This window comes from Microbacterium sp. Leaf288, assembly GCF_001422925.1.
GTDB lineage: Bacteria > Actinomycetota > Actinomycetes > Actinomycetales > Microbacteriaceae > Microbacterium.
Window position 1 is genome coordinate 639,372 of sequence record NZ_LMNI01000011.1, and the last position, 17,676, is coordinate 657,047.

The following is a 17,676-nucleotide window of genomic DNA, read 5'->3' on the forward strand; positions in this document are numbered from 1 at the left end:
GAAGAAAGGACGCCCCCGTTGGCAGAAGGCAAGAAGCTCGTCATCGTCGAGTCACCGACGAAGATGAAGTCGATCCAGGGGTACCTCGGCGATGGCTACGAGGTGCTCAGCTCGGTCGGGCACATCCGCGACCTGGCGGACAAGAAGAGCATCCCCGCCGACAAGAAGGAGGCGTACGGGAAGTATTCGATCGACATCGACAACGGCTTCGACCCGTACTACGTCGAGAGCGAGCGCGGCAAGAAGACCGTCGCTGAGCTCAAGCGCGCGCTGAAGGGGGCGGACGAGCTCCTGCTCGCCACCGATGAAGACCGCGAGGGTGAAGCCATCGCGTGGCACCTGCTGCAGACGCTCAAGCCCAAGGTCCCCGTCAAGCGCATGGTCTTCCACGAGATCACCAAGGACGCCATCCAGGCCGCCGTCGGCAACACCCGCGAGCTCGACCTCGCGCTCGTCGACGCGCAGGAGACCCGCCGCATCCTCGACCGCCTCTACGGCTGGGACGTCAGCCCCGTGCTCTGGTACAAGGTGCAGCAGGGCACGTCCGCCGGCCGTGTCCAGTCGGCCGCGACGCGCCTGGTCGTCGACCGCGAGCGCGAGCGCATGGCGTTCGTGTCTGCTTCGTACTGGGACATCGAGGCGCTCGCCGCGCCGAACCGCCCGCAGGGCATCGACGAGTCCTTCTCGACGCGCCTCGCCCGCGTCGACGGTGCGGTGCTCGCCCGCGGCACCGACTTCGACGACCGCGGTGAGCTGAAGAAGGCCGTCCTCGTCCTCGACGAGGCACAGGTGCGCGAACTCGCCGCCGCGATCGAGGCGGCGGCCGAGGCATCCGTCACCGCCCTCGAGTCCAAGCCCGGAACCCGCAGCCCGAAGCCGCCCTTCACGACCTCGACCCTCCAGCAGGAGGCCGGTCGCAAGCTCTCGATGAGCGCCAAGCACGCCATGGGCGTCGCGCAGCGTCTCTACGAGAAGGGGTACATCACTTATATGCGCACCGACTCGACGGCGCTGTCGACGCAGGCCGTGCAGGCCGCGCGCGAGCAGGCGGTCAAGATGTACGGCGACAAGTCGGTGCCGCCGAACCCCCGCTCGTACCGCAACAACAGCAAGAACGCGCAGGAGGCGCACGAGGCGATCCGCCCGTCGGGCGAGACGTTCCGCACGCCGTCCGAGGTGTCCGGCCAGCTCGATCGCGACGAACTGCGCCTGTACGACCTCATCTGGAAGCGCACGATGGCCAGCCAGATGTCGGACGCGAAGTACGAGACCACCACCGTGACCCTCGAGGTCGCGGCGGCCGGCCGCCGCGCCGAGTTCACGGCATCCGGAACCGTGTACACCTTCAAGGGCTTCCTCGAGGCCTACGAGGAGGGCCGCGACGAGAAGCGCGGCGACAGCGACAAGTCCGACGACCAGTCGCTGCCGGCGATGGCGGTGGGCGACGTGCTCCGCATGCGCGACGTCGAGCCGAAGGGCCACGCCACCAGCCCGAAGCCGCGCTACACCGAGGCGAGCCTCGTCAAGGCGCTCGAGGAGAAGGGCATCGGCCGCCCCTCGACGTTCGCGAGCATCATCGACGTCATCCTCAACCGCGGCTACGTCACCAAGCGCGGCCAGGCGCTCATCCCGAGCTGGCTCGCGTTCAGTGTCGTGCGCCTGCTCGAGCAGCACTTCGCCGACCTCGTCGACTACGACTTCACGGCGGCGCTCGAGGACGACCTCGACGCGATCGCCCGCGGCGAGCAGAAGCGCCAGGACTGGCTGCAGGACTTCTACTTCGGGGGAACCGACCACGTCGGCCTCCGGAACATCGTCGACAACCTCGGAGAGATCGACGCGCGCGCCCTCAACTCGACGCCCATCGGCGACGTCGCGACGCTGCGGTTCGGCAAGTACGGCCCGTACCTGGAGGTGGCCGACGCCGAGAAGCCGGACGCCGAGCCCCGGCGGGTCAACATCCCCGAGGACCTCGCGCCCGACGAGCTCACGCCGGCGCGTGCGCAGGAGCTCATCGACGCCCCGGTCGCGGGTGACCGCGTGCTGGGAGAGAACCCCGCCAACGGCAAGCTCGTCGTCGTGAAGGACGGCCGCTTCGGCCCGTACGTGCAGGAGACCGATCCGCCGGCCGAGGAAGCTGTCGACGAAGAGACCGGCGAAGTCGTCGCCGTCGAGCCGGAACCCGCGCCGAAGAAGCGCGGGGCGAAGAAGGAGGCCGCGCCCAAGCCGCGCACGGCATCGCTCTTCAAGTCGATGTCGGTCGACACGATCGACCTCGACACCGCGCTGAAGCTGCTCGACCTCCCGCGCACCGTCGGCGTCGACCCCGAGACGGAAGCCCCGATCACCGCCCAGAACGGCCGGTACGGTCCGTACCTCAAGAAGGGCACCGACTCGCGCACCCTGCAGAGCGAGCAGCAGATCTTCGACATCACGCTCGAGGAGGCGCTCGCCGTCTACGCGCAGCCGAAGTACGGTGCGCGCGGCGCGTCGTCGGCCCTCAAGGAGTTCGAGGCCGACCCGACGAGCGGCAAGCCGATCAAGCTGAAGGACGGCCGCTTCGGCCCGTACGTCACCGACGGCGAGACGAACGCGACGATCCCGCGCGGCGAGGACGCGATGGAGGTCACGTTCGAGCGCGCGGTGCAGCTGCTCGCCGACAAGCGCGCGAAGGGACCGGCCAAGCGCCCCGCGCGCCGCACGACGACGACGCGCAAGCCCGCGGCGAAGAAGTGACGGGCGGCGGCGACACCCGTCCGGTCCGTGAGCCCGTCGAAGGGCTGTTCGTCACGTTCGAGGGCGGTGACGGCGTCGGCAAGACGACGCAGGCGGCGCTCCTCGACGCGTGGCTGACGAGTGTCGGACGCACGGTCGTGCGCACGCGGGAGCCCGGCGGCACCGAGGTGGGCGTTCTCATCCGCGACATCGTCCTGCACCACCGGGGAGAGGTCGCTCCGCGGGCGGAGGCGCTGCTGTACGCGGCGGACCGGGCGCATCACATCGAGACGCTGGTGCGGCCCGCACTCGAGCGAGGCGAGGTCGTGATCCAGGACCGCTACCTCGACTCCTCTGTCGCGTATCAAGGTGCGGGACGCGTCCTCGGGCGTGACGAGGTCCGAGAGCTCTCCCTGTGGGCGACCGGCGGCCTCCTTCCCGACGTCACGGTGCTGCTCGACCTCGACCCCGCATCGGCGCGCGAGCGCCTCGACGCCGATGACAAGCCCTTCGACCGACTCGAGTCCGAGAAGGAGCACTTCCACGCCCGCGTGCGAGAGGAGTTCCTCTCCCTCGCCGCCGCCGAGCCGGACCGCTTCCTCGTGCTCGACGCCGCGCTCCCGCCGGACGAACTCGCCGCCGCCGTGCGCGCACGCGTGGAGCCGCTCCTCGCATGAGGCGAACGCTCGGCGTACGCACAGCCGGTGTCCGGCGGGATGGTTAGGCTGGTCGGCATGGAGCCGGTCGCCGCTGTCGCTGGGGCGTCTTCCGCGACGGACGACCAGGCGTTCCCGTGGGGCGACGTGTGGGGGCAGCCCGATGCCGTCGCGGCGCTGCGGGAAGCAGCATCCGATCCCGCATCGATGACCCACGCATGGCTCATCACCGGTCCTCCCGGCTCCGGCCGGTCCACGCTCGCCCACGCCTTCGCGGCCGCGCTCATCGCCGAGCCCGGTGACGAACGCACGATGCACCAGGTGCTCGCCGGCACCCACCCCGATCTCACCGCGCTGCGCACCGAGGGCGTCATCATCTCCATCAAGGACGCGCGCGCCCTCGTCGAGCGGTCGTACTTCGCGCCCTCGCTCGGGCGGTACCGCGTCATCGTCATGGAAGACGCCGATCGCATGGCCGAGCGCACCTCGAACGTGCTGCTCAAGGCGCTCGAAGAGCCACCCGAGCGCACGGTCTGGGTGCTGTGCGCGCCGAGCGACGCCGACCTGCTGCCGACGATCCGCTCGCGCGTGCGCACGCTGCGTCTGCGCGAGCCCGACGTCGCCGACGTCGCCGACCTCATCGTGCGGCGCAGCGGCGTCGACCCTGCGATCGCCGAGCAGTCCGCCCGGCACGCGCAGCGCCACATCGGCATGGCGCAGCGGCTCGCGACGGATGCCGCGGCCCGCGCACGACGCGACGCCACGCTGCGCGGCGTGCTCGCGGTGCGGGGCGTGGGCGACGCGGTCGAGGTCGCCGGCGCGATCGTCGCCGCCGCGACCGACGACGCCAAGGCCCTCACCGCGGAGCGCGACGAGGCGGAGCGCGCAGGGCTGCTGCGCACCCTCGGCATCGCGGAAGGGGCCGCGGTCCCGCCCGCCGTGCGGTCGCAGCTGTCGGCGCTCGAGGACGAGCAGAAGCGCCGCGCCACGCGCAGCCTGCGCGACGGCATCGATCGTGTGCTCACCGACCTCGAGTCGATGTTCCGCGATGTGCTGCTGCTGCAGTTCGGCCGCGACACCGACCTCATCAACCGCGAGCTCGAGCCCGACCTGCGGGCCCTCGCCGCCGCGTGGACGCCCGAGCGCACGCTCACGGTCGTCGACCGCATCGGCGTCACCCGCGAGAACCTCGAACTGAACGCCGCGCCCGCCCTGGCGCTCGAGAGCATGCTCGTCACCGTCGCGAGCGGAAGGATCCCGTGAACCCGACCCGCCCCCGCCGACTTCGTCGCGCGCTTGCCGTCGTCGCCGGCCTGGTCGCAGCATCCGTCATCCTCAGCGGCTGCCTGTCGGCGATGATCCCCGACGCGTCGCCGCGTCCGAGCTCGAGCAAGGCGGCCGACACCGACGGCGTCGCCGAGAACCTGCTGCCGTACTACGAGCAGCCGCTCGACTGGTCCAGCTGCAACGAGACGTTCGACTGCGCCACGGTCACGGCGCCCCTCGACTGGTCCGACCCGACGAAGGGCGACATCGAGCTGTCGGTCATCCGCAGCCGTGCCGAAGGCACCGACGACCCGATCGGGTCCCTGCTCACCAATCCCGGCGGACCCGGCGCCAGCGGTGTCGACCTGATCCGCGACTCGGTGTCTTTCGCGGTGAGCGAGCCGGTGCGCCGGCAGTTCGACGTCATCGGCTTCGACCCGCGCGGTGTCGGCGAGTCGACCGCGGTGACCTGCTACGACGCGGCCGACATGGACGCGTACCTGTTCGACATCCCCGAGGGTGCCCGCGGGACGGATGCCTGGGCCGACGAGCTCCTCGCACGGCACAAGAGCTTCGGCGAGGCCTGCGACGAGAACAGCGACGGCATCCTCCCGTACATCACCACCGAGAACTCCGCCCGCGACATGGACCTGCTGCGCGCGGTGCTCGGCGACACGGAGCTGAACTACCTCGGCTACTCGTACGGCACGTTCCTCGGCGCGACGTACGCGAAGCTGTTCCCCGAGAAGGTGGGACGACTCGTGCTCGATGGCGCCGTCGACCCGTCGGTGTCGAACCTCGACGTCAACGTGACCCAGGGCACGGGGTTCGAATCGGCCTTGCGCGCGTACATGGCGGACTGCCTGACCGATAAGGAGTGCCCGTTCCGCGGCACCGTCGACGAGGCGATGGCCGATCTCGGAACGCTGCTCGCGAGCGTCGACCGCGACCCGATCCCGAACGCCGACGGCCGCCTGCTCGGCTCCGATTCACTGATGACCGCGATCGTCGCCGCACTCTACTCGCAGGACAGCTGGGGGTACCTCACGATGGCGCTGACCGACGTGCTCCAGGGCAACGCCGACATCGCGTTCCAGCTGGCGGACTTCTACTACGACCGCCAGGGTGGCACGTACACCGGCAACCAGACCGAGGCGTTCCGCGCGTACAACTGCATGGATTACCCCACGGGTGCCACCGATGAGGACCTGGCGGCGGCCGAGGCGACCCTCGCCGAGAAGGCGCCCACGATCGCGCCCTACTGGTTCGGACCCGACCCCTGCGAGGTGTGGCCGTACCCGCCCACCGGCGTGCGCGAGCGCATCACCGCCGACGGTGCCGCGCCGATCGTCGTGGTCGGCACCACGAACGACCCGGCGACCCCGTACGAGTGGTCGGTGTCGCTGGCCGATCAGCTCTCGTCGGGTGTGCTGGTGACGCGCGTCGGCGAGGGCCACACCGGGTACAACAAGGGAAACTCGTGCGTCGACTCGGCGATCGAGACGTACCTGCTCGAGGGGACGCCCCCGCAGGACGGGCTGCGCTGCGAGTGAACTGACGAACGACAGAAGCGGATGCCGCGACCTCAGGGTCGCGGCATCCGCTTGCTGCTTGCGAGGTCGTGGTCGTCAGCGGCGCAGCACGCGGCGGGCGAGCGCGTTGCCGAGGAACTGCACGAGCTGCACGATCACGATGATCACGAGCACCGCGGCCCAGGTGACCGCCGGGTTGAACTGCTTGAAGCCGTAGACGATCGCGAATTCACCGAGTCCGCCCGCCGCGACGGCGCCCGCGATCGCCGTCATGTCGACGAGGGCGACGACGATGAACGTGTAGCCGAGGATGAGGGGGCCGAGCGCCTCGCGGGGGAGGAGGCGCAGGAGGATCCGCGAGCGGCTCGCCCCCGTGGCACGGGCGGCCTCGATCACGCCGGGACGCACCGTCAGCAGGTTCTGCTCGACGATGCGGCTGATCGCGAAGAGCGACGCGATGGTGATCGCGAAGATGCCGAACTCGGGACCGATGCCCGGGATGCCGAGGCTGCGCGCGATCGGCTGCACGGCCGCGAGCAGGATCACGAACGGGATCGGCCGGAAGAAGTTCACGATGACGTTGATCGTGCCGAACAGGAACCGGTTGGGGAACAGGCTGCCCGGCCTCGTCGCGTACAGCGCGAGTCCGACGAAGAGTCCCGCGATGCCGCCGAAGACGAGGCTCAGCGACACCACGTACAGCGTCTCGGCCGTCGCGGCCCAGAGCTCGGGAAGAAGGTCGATGAGCCTATCCACGAACGTCCTCCTCGATGAGCGGCGCGAACGCCGAGGCCGCGTCGATGGCCTGCTGCACGGCATCCGCCTCTCCGGTCAGTGCCAGAGTCAGATGCCCGAAGACGCGCCCGCCGATGTCGTTGATCCCGCCGTGCACGAGTTCGAAGCGCACGCCGCGCGACGACAGTGCGGCGAAGACGTCGGCCTGCGTGACGTCGCCGTCGCGGATCGTGAACGTCACGATGCGCCCCGGGTGGCGGTCGTGCAGCGTGCGCAGCTGGTCGCCGACCGGGACGTCCTCGATGATGCTCGCGACGAAGCGGCGCGTCGCCGCGTGCTGCGGCGACGAGAGCACGTCGAACACGGCGCCGCTCTCGATGATTGCGCCGTCCTCCATCACGACGACGCGATCGGCGAGGGTGCGGATGACGTCCATCTCGTGGGTGATCACGAGGACGGTCACACCGAGGTCCCGGTTGATGCGCTTCAGGAGCGCGAGCACCTCCTGCGTGGTGTCCGGGTCGAGGGCGCTCGTCGCCTCGTCGGCGAGCAGGATGCGCGGGTTCGTCGCGAGGGCGCGGGCGATGCCGACGCGCTGCTTCTGCCCGCCAGAGAGCTGCTCGGGGTAGTTCTTCGCCTTGTCGGCGAGGCCGACGAAGCGCAGCAGCTCGTCGACGCGCGCCGCGATCTCGGCGCGCGGGCGGCGCGCGACCTCGAGCGGGTAGGCGATGTTCTTCGCGACCGTGCGGGAGTCGAAGAGGTTGAACTGCTGGAAGATCATGCCGATGTCGCCGCGCAGCTCGCGCAGTTCGCGCTCGCGCAGGTGCGTGATGTCACGGCCGTCGATCTCGACGGTGCCGGAGGTCGGCGTCTCGAGCGCGTTCACGAGCCGCAGCACGGTGCTCTTGCCGGCACCGGAGTAGCCGATGATGCCGCACACCTCGCCGGCCGCGATGTCGAGCGAGATGTCGTCGACGGCGACGACAGTCGCGCCGTCTGTGGATGCCGGCGGGAAGGTCTTGGTCACGCCGGTCAGGCGGATCAGGGTCATGAATGCTCCTCGGCGGAACGCGCGTGTGCGGCCCGCGCGCACGAGGTGCACGCGGACCGCACAGGCGAGTGCCGCGAAATGGCGGCTGTTACGAGTTGGCGCGGATGTCGTCCTCGACGTCGGTGAGCGACGTCACGAGCTCGTCCACCGGGGTCTTCACGAGGACGGCGGTGCCGCCCGACGCCTCGACGACGCCATCGAGGACGTCCTGCGTGTTCTGGTAGATCTCGACGAGCTTGAGGTACGTCGGGTTGTCGGCGTCCTCGGCCTTCGCCGCGAAGATGTTGATGTACGGGAACGCGCTCGGGTCGGTCGGGTCGTCCGTGGCGATGGCGTCCTCGGCGGCGAGGTCGGCGTCCGCGAGGAAGTCGTTGTTCACGATCGCCGCCGCCACGTCGGGAAGCGACGTCGCGGTGAAGGCGGCGTCGAGCGCTTCGACCTTGACCTTCGACTCCGGCAGCACGTCGGCGACGGTCGAGAAGACCGAGCCGCCGTCCTTCAGCTCGATGAGGCCGGCCGACTGGAGAACGAGGAGGCCGCGCGCCTGGTTCGACTCGTCGTTGGGAACGGCGACCGTCGATCCCTCGGGGATGTCGTCGGTCGACTCGTACTGCGACGAGTACAGACCGAGCGGGTAGATCGCCGTGGCGCCGATCGGCTGGAGGTCGTCGTCGCTCTGCACGTTGTAGGTCGCGAGGTAGATGATGTGCTGGAACTGGTTCAGGTCCAGCTCGCCCGCCGAGAGGGCGGGGTTCGGCTGCGTGTACTCGCTGAAGTTGACGAGCTCCACCTCGATGCCCTCGTCCGCGGCGGCCTCCTTGTAGGTCTCCCAGTACGGGTCGCCGGAGTCGACGACGCCGATGCGGACGACCTCGTTCTCTTCGGAGGCGCCGGCGGCGGCATCCGTTCCGGTACCGGCGCAGCCGGCGAGGAGAAGGGCGAGAGGAAGCGCGAGTGCTGCTGCGGCGGTGAGCTTCTTGGACGTGGACATGTGAGTGCTCCTGTGGATCGAGGCCCGTCTCGGGCTTGTGACCGCGCGCACGATCCACGGACCGCGCACGCTTCGTCGCGGACCGCCTTCGAACCTACGTGGGGGTGATGCGCCATCTCGAACCGGGGCGTAACACGTCGACACCGAGTCCGTCCGGAAGTGGGATCGAGTCCGGAACGGATGCCTCGGCCGCCGTGATTCGCGAGCGCCCGCGAGACCCTGTAAGATCGTTGCTTGTGCGTCGCGCAAGCGAGGCCCGCCACCTTAGCTCAGTCGGCAGAGCGAATCACTCGTAATGATTAGGTCAAGGGTTCGATTCCCTTAGGTGGCTCCACAGATCCCCTTCGACGGGAATCCCTCCTCGCGGCATGCGAAGCGCGACGTCGGACGACTCGATCGTACGGAGACTTCGTCGCCGCGTATCAGCCTCTGACGCCCCGACCGATGCAGAGGGGGCTGCCGCCCCCATGCGGCAGCATCACGCGATGCGCGCGAGGTCGGGCGAGGTCACCTCGTCGGCGAGGTCGCCCGTGCGCACGAAGCGCTCGACTTCCGCGACGACATGATGGCCGAGCCGACGCAGCTCGTTGCCGATCGAGCCCGCGATGTGAGGCGTCAGCGTGGCGCCCGGCAGAGAGAACAGCGGATGCCCCGGCGGCAGCGGCTCGGGGTCCGTGACGTCGAGCACCGCCCGCAGGCGATCGGTCGCGAGCTCGGCGACGAGGGCATCGGTGTCGACGAGCGACCCTCGCGCGGTGTTGATCAGTGTCGCGCCGTCGGCCATGAGCGCGAGTTCGTCGCGGCCGATCATGCGGAAGGTCTCCGGGAGCGCCGGCGCGTGGATGGTGACCACCTGCGAGCGCGTGAGCAGCTCGGGAAGGCTCACGAGCTCCGCGCCGAGGGCGGATGCACTCGCGGCGTCGAGCGAGGGATCGAAGACGACGCACCGGATGTCGAAGGGCTGCAGCAGCTCGATCACGCGCCGGCCGATACGGGACGCGCCCACCACGCCCACTGTGATGCCGAAGGCACCCACCCCGCCGCGCGGGCGGGCCGCGATCATGTCGTGGGTCCGGGTGAAGTCGCGCGCCGAGCGGAGCACATCTCCGGCGCTCAGCAGGATCGTCGCGAGGGTGTACTCCGCGACCGGGACCGCGTTCGCACCGGCGGCACTGGAGACACGGATGCCTCGTTCCCAGACCGCGGGGGTCACGAGGCGCTTGACCGACCCGGCGGCGTGCACGACGGCGCGCAGGCGCGGCCAGTGGGCGAGCGTCGGCCCGTCGAGCGCGGGAGCGCCCCACCCGGTGATGAGGATCTCGGTGTCGGCCGTCGACGGCGGCACGCTCAGCAGGTCAGGGGTCAGCACGAGATCGTCGAGGCGGACGAACCGCTCGAGGTCGGCACGAGCCGCGGCACCGAACAGCTCCGACGCGAGCTGCGGGGATTCCATCGCGAAGAGCGCCTTGGGGCGCGCGAGGGCGCTCACGCGCGGTCCTCGCCGGTCGGAACGATGTCGACGACGCCGTCGCTCCAGCGCACGACGACACGGCCGGCCTCGACCTCGACGGCGGGCACCGCGTCGAGATCGAGCGTCTCCTGCGCACCGATCGCGACGAGCGCGGCCACGACGTCGCCCTCGCCGGCAGGGGTAGCGCCCGCGGCCCAGGGTGTCGCCGAACCGGAGGCGAACGAATCCCCGCCGGATCGGTGGGCGATCCCGGGGACCGGCAGGCCGCGCACGCCGACCACGGCGGTCGTCACGCCGTCGTCGCGGGTCGCGGTGGTCGCTGCGGTCGCTCGCCACCGGCCGTGCTCGACGGGCAGCGCCCATCCGCCGATGCGGAAGCGCCAGGGTCCGCCGTCTTCGGGCCACACCGCGTCGAGGTCGTCGGCGGCCGACGGCTGTGCGACGCGCGGCGCTGCATCCCACCATGCGAGCCGGAGCTCGTGCACCCCGTGCACGACCGACGCCACGGTCACCCGCGGGCCGCGCCGCAGCGCTGCCCATCCCGCGACGTCGGTCGTGTTCCCCGTTTCGGGGGTGTCGAGCCAGTGGACCCGCGACCGCGACACCGCGACGCGGTCGTCCAGGTGCACGCGCTCGATGCGGTCGCGGTGGGACGGGGTACCAGTACCGTCCAGCAGCGCGACATGGGACTCCAGGGGCTTGGCGATCCCGCCGGCCGAGAGGTCGGGGGAGGAGATCGTCGAATAGCCGACCCGGTGGTAGAAGGGATTGTCGGCGCGCACGCCGCCCGCGGGGCCGCGGAAGCCGTCCGAGCCGTGGTTCAGAACGCGCACGATGCCATCGGCCTCGGAGCGCACCACGAGCCAGCCCGGTGCGACCATGAGGCGTGTGCGGACGGGCTCGGCCTGGACGTCGTCCGGCTGCACCGACCACTCCGGGTGGTCCTCGGGCAGCAGCAGGCCCATCAGGCCCTTGCTCGCCCAGTACGTCGACGACGAGCCGGTGTACGCCTGCCGGATCGGGCGGTGCTCACGGTGCCAGCCGATCGACAGCAGGCCTCGCTCGTCGACGGCCCCGGCGTCGAGGAAGTGGTCGAGCACGCCGTCGGCGAGCGCCCGCGTACCGCCCGCTGCCAGCGGGGTCTCGCCGGCGATGGCCCCCGCCCAGAACGGGGCGAGCGTCGCGAAGCGGTACGTGAGCGAGCGGCCCTGGAAGAGCGGAGCGCCCTCGGAGCCGACGAGGTCGCGCGCCTGACCGAGGAAATCCCGGAGGCGGTTGCGATGCACCTGCTCGAGGTCGGTGCCGAGGATCCGCGCGTGCAGCAGGGGGTAGACGTGCCACGCCCAGCCCGCGTAGTGGTCGAAGTTCTGGCGCGACCCGTCGGGTCCTGCGCCGTCGGAGTACCAGCCGTCGCCGAGGTACAGGCCCTCCTGGATCTCGAGGTTGCGGTCGAGGTCGCCCTGACTCCAGGGGCCGTCGACCGACTGCAGGAAGCCTTCGATCACCGTCTGGAACCACGTCCAGTTGTTGGTGTAGCCGCCCGTGCCCACCACGCCGGCGAGCCAGGCGACCGTGCGCTCCTGCACGGCGGGGTCGAGACGGTCCCAGAGCCAAGGCCGGGTCTCCGACAGGAGGATCGCGACGGATGCCGCCTCGGGCACAGCCTGTCTGCGCTCGCTGATCGTGGGCCACCGCTCCGGGTGGGCGGGGTCGGTTCCGGCGGCGAGCCCGCGGGCGAATCGCTCCAGCAGCCCTGCCGGGTCGTCGCCGCCGGCGCCGGCCACGCGGAACGCCGCGAGCAGGCCGGTGCGGGCGAAGCCCTCGAGCCCGTCGCTCCATCGTCCCGACGCGCTCGCCGGGCCTGGAAGCACGACGAGCGAACCGCTCGGAGACGCGTACGGCGCCGTCGCCTCCAGCAGCCGGTCGGCGAGCCCCTGCCAGCGGTCCCGTGCTGTCGTCTTCGCCACTTCGGCTTCCCCGTACGTCATCGTCACGCGTCGATCGTGCATTACGATCCTGTAGCCATCGGCCCTTTCGGACAATTCCGATCATTGATCGGTCAAACCGGATCAGACTGCGACGAACGGACTTCGCACCCATGACTGGACAGCACTCACTGCCGAGGACACGTCACGAGCACCTGCTGCGCCAGGTCGAACTCCACGGCAGCGTCAGCGCGGCGGACGTCGCGACGCAGCTCGGCGTCTCGCAGGTGACGGTGCGCCGCGACATCGTGGAGCTCGAGAAGGCCGGCAAGCTCGCCCGCGTCCACGGCGGCGCGATCGCCGTCGGCGCCCCCGCCGTCCCGCAGGCGGCGCGCACGAACGTCGGCGTGGTCGTCCCCGGATCGGTCAGCCACTACCCGCAGATCGTGCGGGGGATGGATGCCGCGTCCCACGGCGTGCGCACCCGTGTCGTGCTCGCGACCTCGCAGTACCGCGAAGACCTCGAGCAGCGGCAGGTCGAGCGGCTGATCGAGATCGGCGTCGCGGGCATCGTGTTCGCCCCGACCATGCGCAGCCGCACCGAGGCGGAGCTGGCCGAGTGGGTGCGGACGATCCCGGTGCCGGTCGTGTTCCTCGAGCGAAGACTGGAATCCACGGCGCTCGCCGTCTACGACAGCGCCCGCACCGATCACGAGCGCGGCGCCGAACTTGCGGTCGAGCATCTGTCCCTGCTCGGGCACGGCTCGGTCGGCCTCGCGCTGTTCGACCGCACGCCGACGGCGCCGCTCATCCGCGACGGCCACCGCGCCGCCGTGGCCCGGCTCGGCCTCGCCGACGCGCCGTCCGTCGCGCTCCCGAAGGGCGGTGACGGCGAGAGCGATCCGCTGGACGACTCCCTCATCGCGTTCCTCGAAGCCTGCCGCGACACCGGCACCGACGCGGCACTCGTGCACACCGATGTGCACGCCGCACGGCTCGTCGAGCTCGCCATGGACCGCGGCATCCGTGTTCCCGATGATCTCGCGGTCGTCGCGTTCGATGACGACACCGCGGGGCTTGCCATGGTTCCGCTCACGAGTGTGACCCCGCCTGGACGCGACCTCGGGCAGGAGGCGATGCGCATCCTCACGGAGCGCATCGCGGCGCCCGACAGCGCCGCGCGGCACATCACGATGCTGCCGCGTCTGACGGTGCGCGAGTCGTGCGGGGCGGTGTCGTGATCGCTTTTGTCCGCTTGCTCACGACCGGTCGAACCCCGACCTACATTGTCTCTGCACGGCCCCCGGCGCGATCGCCGGGTGAGCGACGAGAGGCAACGAGCAAGGAGGCTCCGATGACATCCCGAGCATTCACCAGTGCCACGGCACGGCGAGGCGCACTCACCGCGGGGACCATTCTCGCGGTCGGCGCCCTCACGCTCCTGACCGGCTGCGCCGGCGGCGCCGAACCCGCTGCGAGCGCGGACCCCGACGAAGAGGTCACGCTGAACTTCGCGTGGTGGGGTGACGCCAGTCGCGCCGAGCGCTACGAGGCGGCGATCGACCTGTTCGAGGAGCAGAACCCGAACATCACGATCCAGACGAGCTACGCGAGCTTCGGCGACTACTGGACCTCGCGCAACACCGAGGCCGCGAGCCGGACGCTCCCCGACGTGTTCCAGATGGACCTCGCCTACCTCGCTGAGTACGGCGGCTTCGGGCACGTGCTGCCGCTGGACGACTACATCGGCGAGGCCATCGACACCGACGGCATCGACCCGTCGCTCGTGCAGGCGGGCGCCGTCGACGACAAGATCGTCGGCCTCGCATCGTCGAGCAGCACGCTCGCGACGCTCTACAACGGCCCCCTGCTCGAGCAGCTGGGAGTCGAAGTGCCCGACGGCCCGCTGACCTGGGACGAGTACGACGACTTCCTCGCGGAGGTCTCGAAGGCCGGCGCGGCGAACAGCCCGGTCGTCTACGGCTCGCTCGACTACACGCAGTACTTCTGGCTGTTCCAGATCTGGCTCGGCCAGCAGGGTCTGTCTCTCATCGACGGCGACGAGCTCGGCTTCGACAAGAGCGACCTCGCCGACTGGTGGTCGCGCAGCGCGACGCTGCAGGAGTCGGGTGGGGTCATGCCGGCCGCGCGCCAGGCGCAGCTCGAGGGCGTGGATGCCCTCGGTGCCGGTGAGATCGCCAGCGACGTCAGCTGGGCGAACTTCCTCGCCCGCTTCAGCGAAGGCCCCGCGAAGCCCGAGCTGTCGCTCGCGATCCCGCCCTACGACGACGAGGACGACACGGGCATGTTCCTCAAGCCCGGCCTGATGCTCTCGATCGGCGCCAACAGCGAACATCCCGCACAGGCGGCGAAGTTCATCGACTTCCTCGTGAACGACCCCGAGGTGGGTGCGATCTTCGGCATGTCGCGTGGAGTGCCCGCCTCGTCGAGCGCCGCCGAGGGCATCGAGGCGAACGAGCTCGACGAGAAGATCCTCGCCTACCAGGAGTCCGTCGCGGACCAGCTGGACGGCCAGGCGCCGCCGGCCGTGAAGGGCCTCGGAACGCTCGAGCAGACCTTCGTGGCGATCAGCCAGGACGTCGCCTACGGTGCGGCCACACCCGACGAGGCGGCCGACCGCTGGTTCGCCGAGGCCGAGAACGCACTGAAGTGACCACCCTGCGGGCGGCGTGCACCGCTGCACGCCGCCCGCGACTTCCGGGAGAGCAACCGTCATGACCGCCGATACACTCGCACCCCCCGCGCCGCCGGAGGTGCGGACGCCGCAGCCGGCGCCGCGCCGCCGGCGCCGCTGGGAGGACATCCGCGCCGGATACGTCTTCCTCGCACCCTGGCTGCTCGGCTTCCTGCTGCTGACCGCAGGGCCGATGGTCGCCTCCCTCTACCTCTCCTTCACCGACTACAACCTGTTCAGCCCGCCTGAGTGGATCGGTTTCGACAACTACGTCCGGCTGTGGAGCGACCCCGACTATCTGCAGGCGTGGAAGGTCACCGCCGTCTACGTGCTGGTCGGCACGCCGCTCAAGCTCGCGGCCGCGCTCGGTGTGGCGCTCATCCTCAACGCGGCGTTCCGCGGCAGCGGCTTCTACCGGTCCGCCTTCTACCTGCCGTCGCTCGTCGGGGCGTCGGTCTCGATCGCCGTCGTGTGGAAGGCCATGTTCATCGACGACGGACCGGTCGACAGCATCCAGCAGTTCTTCGGCTTCCCGGCAGGCGGCTGGGTCGGCGACCCCGACAAGACCATGCCGATGCTGATCCTCCTCGCCGTGTGGCAGTTCGGCGCTCCGATGGTGATCTTCCTCGCCGGACTCAAGCAGGTGCCGCACGAGCTCTACGAAGCGGCATCCGTCGACGGCGCCGGCCCGATCCGCAAGTTCCGTGCCATCACGATCCCGATGCTCTCGCCGGTGATCTTCTTCAACCTGCTGCTCGAGACCATCAACGCGTTCCAGGTGTTCGCCTCCGCGTTCATCATCTCGGGCGGCACTGGCGGCCCCGCGCGGTCGACCCTCTTCTACACGCTGTACCTCTACTTCCGCGGCTTCCGCGACTTCCAGATGGGGTACGCCTCGGCCATGGCCTGGGTCCTCGTGCTCGTGATCGCCTTCATCACGGTGATCTTCTTCCGCAGCTCGAAGTTCTGGGTCCACTACGCAGGAGACGAAGGACGATGAGCGCAACGCAGCTGCTCGTGACCGCCGAGGAGGGCAAGGCCGCACGCCGTGCCCGCACGCGGCGCCGCTGGACGGGCAAGGAGATCGTGTTCCACGTCGTCGTGCTCGCGCTCCTCGTCGTGATCCTCTACCCCGTGGCCTGGATGCTGCTGTCGACGTTCAAGCCGTCGTCGCAGATCGTCGGCAACGCCCAGCTGCTGCCGCGCGAGGTGACGTTCGAGAACTACGAGACCGCGCTGAGCGGGATCGGAGGAGTGTCGTTCTGGACGTTCTTCCAGAACTCGACGATCCTCGCGGTGCTGTCGGTCATCGGCGTGGTGATCTCGTCGGCGCTCGCCGCCTACGCGTTCGCCCGGATCGACTTCCCCGGCCGCTCGGTGTACTTCGGCATCATGATCGCGACGCTGCTGCTGCCGTTCCACGTCGTGATCATCCCGCAGTACATCATGTTCAACGCGCTCGGCATGGTGAACACCTTCACCCCGCTGCTCCTCGGAAAGTTCCTCGCGACCGAAGCGTTCTTCGTCTTCCTCATGGTGCAGTTCATGCGGGGACTGCCGCGCGAGCTCGACGAGGCCGCGCGCATCGACGGCGCGGGCCATTACCGCACCTTCGGATCGATCATGCTGCCGCTGCTCAAGCCGGCGCTGGTCACGAGCGCGATCTTCACGTTCATCTGGACCTGGAACGACTTCTTCGGCCCGCTGCTGTACCTCAAGGACCCCGACCTGTACACGCTGCCGATCGCGCTGCGCCTGTTCGTCGACCAGAGCTCGTCGGCCGATTACGGCGGGCAGATGGCGATGGCGGTGCTCGCGCTCATCCCGGTGTTCCTCTTCTTCCTCATCTTCCAGCGGTACCTCGTGGACGGGGTCGCCACCCAGGGACTGAAGGGCTGAGGCGATGACAGCCACTGGCACGACCCCGCGCCACGGCGCTCCCGCCCGGGCGGGAGTCCGGGCGGCCGGACGGCCCCCGCGGGGTGCCCAGCGCATCGCCCGCGTACTGTCGAGCCGCGGGCTCGGGCTGTTCTCCGAGACGATCGTGGTCAGCCTGGCGGTGGCGGTGCTCGCCCTCCCTGCCGTGACGGCACTGCCGGCCTTCGCGGCAGGCGCCGCCCACTTCCGACGACACGTCGAGGGGGAGTCGGACTCGCTGCTCGAACTCGGCCGGGACTTCCTGCGGGCGCTGCGGCGCGGCTGGCTGTGGGGAGTGCTCGCCGCCGCCGCAGTCTGGGCGATCGCCGCGACGCTCACCAGCCCGGTGATCCTCGAGATGCCTGGCGGCGCGGCCTACCGCTGGGCGTCGGGACTGATCGGTCTCGGCATCGGCGTGGTGCTGCTCCGCGCGATCGCGAAGTGGCGGCCGACCGCCTCGTGGAGCGTGCTGATCCGCAGCGCGGCGGAAGAGTCCGTGCGCGACGTCCCCGGCTCGTTCCTCCTGCTGCTCGCCCTGGGCATGAGCGGGCTCGTCGTGTGGATGTTCGCGCCGTTGGTGGTGCTCGTCCCCGGAATGCTCGTGCTCGCCGCCCGAGCAGTGGTCGCGCGCGCGGGCTGAACGGTCCCGCACGAACCCGGGCGTGTCGAAACGCCGGGGGCTTCGTCGCGCCCGCGATCTGGTCCGCCCGGGGCCTCGCCGC

General features: G+C 70.2%; 14 protein-coding genes and 1 tRNA gene. 10 read left to right on the top strand and 5 right to left on the bottom strand.

Going from position 1 to position 17,676, the window contains the following annotated elements; all coding sequences use genetic code 11:
• Positions 1–18 precede the first annotated feature (18 nt).
• Genes topA through ASF40_RS12285 form a run of 4 tightly spaced genes read left to right on the top strand, consistent with a single transcriptional unit; the run spans position 19 to position 6,190 of the window.
• Positions 19–2,736 (top strand): type I DNA topoisomerase, encoded by a 2,718-nt coding sequence (gene topA / locus ASF40_RS12270; RefSeq protein WP_056369397.1) that lies wholly within the window; start codon positions 19–21, stop codon positions 2,734–2,736.
• The gene (gene tmk / locus ASF40_RS12275; protein ID WP_056369399.1) at positions 2,733–3,392 is read left to right on the top strand and encodes a dTMP kinase; all 660 of its coding nucleotides are present in this window, start codon (positions 2,733–2,735) and stop codon (positions 3,390–3,392) included. Before topA ends, tmk begins: the two co-directional genes overlap by 4 nt.
• A 57-nt stretch (positions 3,393–3,449) precedes the next feature.
• The gene (locus tag ASF40_RS12280) at positions 3,450–4,634 is read left to right on the top strand and encodes a DNA polymerase III subunit delta' (protein ID WP_056369401.1); all 1,185 of its coding nucleotides are present in this window, start codon (positions 3,450–3,452) and stop codon (positions 4,632–4,634) included.
• The gene (locus tag ASF40_RS12285; protein WP_056369402.1) at positions 4,631–6,190 is read left to right on the top strand and encodes an alpha/beta hydrolase; all 1,560 of its coding nucleotides are present in this window, start codon (positions 4,631–4,633) and stop codon (positions 6,188–6,190) included. The genes ASF40_RS12280 and ASF40_RS12285 overlap by 4 nt, the downstream gene beginning before the upstream one ends.
• 75 nt (positions 6,191–6,265) lie before the next feature.
• Here ASF40_RS12285 and ASF40_RS12290 read toward each other — a convergent pair whose 3' ends face one another.
• From ASF40_RS12290 to ASF40_RS12300, 3 genes are all read right to left on the bottom strand, one after another.
• Positions 6,266–6,925, bottom strand: a complete 660-nt coding sequence (locus ASF40_RS12290; protein WP_082497028.1) for a methionine ABC transporter permease — start codon at positions 6,923–6,925, stop codon at positions 6,266–6,268.
• Complete coding sequence (locus ASF40_RS12295; RefSeq protein ID WP_056369404.1) at positions 6,918–7,955, bottom strand: methionine ABC transporter ATP-binding protein; 1,038 nt, start codon at positions 7,953–7,955, stop codon at positions 6,918–6,920. Before ASF40_RS12295 ends, ASF40_RS12290 begins: the two co-directional genes overlap by 8 nt.
• A gap of 88 nt (positions 7,956–8,043) precedes the next feature.
• The gene (locus ASF40_RS12300) at positions 8,044–8,946 is read right to left on the bottom strand and encodes a MetQ/NlpA family ABC transporter substrate-binding protein (RefSeq protein ID WP_056369406.1); all 903 of its coding nucleotides are present in this window, start codon (positions 8,944–8,946) and stop codon (positions 8,044–8,046) included.
• Positions 8,947–9,204: 258 nt separating this feature from the next.
• Here ASF40_RS12300 and ASF40_RS12305 point away from each other — a divergent pair.
• Positions 9,205–9,280 (top strand) — tRNA-Thr (locus ASF40_RS12305).
• Between the two features lie 144 nt (positions 9,281–9,424).
• Here the strand turns inward: ASF40_RS12305 and ASF40_RS12310 are convergent.
• The gene (locus ASF40_RS12310; RefSeq protein ID WP_056369408.1) at positions 9,425–10,435 is read right to left on the bottom strand and encodes a hydroxyacid dehydrogenase; all 1,011 of its coding nucleotides are present in this window, start codon (positions 10,433–10,435) and stop codon (positions 9,425–9,427) included.
• The gene (locus ASF40_RS12315) at positions 10,432–12,405 is read right to left on the bottom strand and encodes a DUF2264 domain-containing protein (protein WP_056369938.1); all 1,974 of its coding nucleotides are present in this window, start codon (positions 12,403–12,405) and stop codon (positions 10,432–10,434) included. Before ASF40_RS12315 ends, ASF40_RS12310 begins: the two co-directional genes overlap by 4 nt.
• A 110-nt stretch (positions 12,406–12,515) precedes the next feature.
• Between ASF40_RS12315 and ASF40_RS12320 the strand changes: the two genes are divergently transcribed.
• The 5 genes from ASF40_RS12320 (at position 12,516) to ASF40_RS12340 (ending at position 17,594) form a co-directional block, all read left to right on the top strand.
• Positions 12,516–13,583 carry a LacI family DNA-binding transcriptional regulator gene (locus ASF40_RS12320; protein WP_056369410.1) on the top strand — a complete coding sequence of 356 codons (1,068 nt, stop codon included), beginning with the start codon at positions 12,516–12,518 and terminating at the stop codon, positions 13,581–13,583.
• 113 nt (positions 13,584–13,696) lie between these two features.
• Positions 13,697–15,016 carry an ABC transporter substrate-binding protein gene (locus ASF40_RS12325; protein ID WP_056369412.1) on the top strand — a complete coding sequence of 440 codons (1,320 nt, stop codon included), beginning with the start codon at positions 13,697–13,699 and terminating at the stop codon, positions 15,014–15,016.
• Between the two features lie 61 nt (positions 15,017–15,077).
• A complete protein-coding gene (locus ASF40_RS12330) occupies positions 15,078–16,037 on the top strand; it encodes a carbohydrate ABC transporter permease (RefSeq protein WP_056369415.1) in 960 nt (319 codons plus the stop codon).
• Entirely contained in the window at positions 16,034–16,936 is a 903-nt protein-coding gene (locus ASF40_RS12335) for a carbohydrate ABC transporter permease (protein ID WP_056369416.1), read from the top strand. The genes ASF40_RS12330 and ASF40_RS12335 overlap by 4 nt, the downstream gene beginning before the upstream one ends.
• A gap of 4 nt (positions 16,937–16,940) precedes the next feature.
• The gene (locus ASF40_RS12340) at positions 16,941–17,594 is read left to right on the top strand and encodes a hypothetical protein (RefSeq protein ID WP_235560219.1); all 654 of its coding nucleotides are present in this window, start codon (positions 16,941–16,943) and stop codon (positions 17,592–17,594) included.
• The last annotated feature ends 82 nt before the right edge of the window (positions 17,595–17,676 follow it).

Bases quoted from the DNA above. Each gene is read 5' to 3' on its own strand.
- ASF40_RS12280 (WP_056369401.1), top strand. From the start codon at position 3,450: ATGGAGCCGGTCGCCGCTGTCGCTGGGGCGTCTTCCGCGACGGACGAC.
- ASF40_RS12295 (WP_056369404.1), bottom strand. From the start codon at position 7,955: ATGACCCTGATCCGCCTGACCGGCGTGACCAAGACCTTCCCGCCGGCA.
- ASF40_RS12300 (WP_056369406.1), bottom strand. From the start codon at position 8,946: ATGTCCACGTCCAAGAAGCTCACCGCCGCAGCAGCACTCGCGCTTCCT.
- ASF40_RS12315 (WP_056369938.1), bottom strand. From the start codon at position 12,405: ATGACGTACGGGGAAGCCGAAGTGGCGAAGACGACAGCACGGGACCGC.
- ASF40_RS12320 (WP_056369410.1), top strand. From the start codon at position 12,516: ATGACTGGACAGCACTCACTGCCGAGGACACGTCACGAGCACCTGCTG.
- ASF40_RS12325 (WP_056369412.1), top strand. From the start codon at position 13,697: ATGACATCCCGAGCATTCACCAGTGCCACGGCACGGCGAGGCGCACTC.
- ASF40_RS12330 (WP_056369415.1), top strand. From the start codon at position 15,078: ATGACCGCCGATACACTCGCACCCCCCGCGCCGCCGGAGGTGCGGACG.
- ASF40_RS12335 (WP_056369416.1), top strand. From the start codon at position 16,034: ATGAGCGCAACGCAGCTGCTCGTGACCGCCGAGGAGGGCAAGGCCGCA.
- ASF40_RS12340 (WP_235560219.1), top strand. From the start codon at position 16,941: ATGACAGCCACTGGCACGACCCCGCGCCACGGCGCTCCCGCCCGGGCG.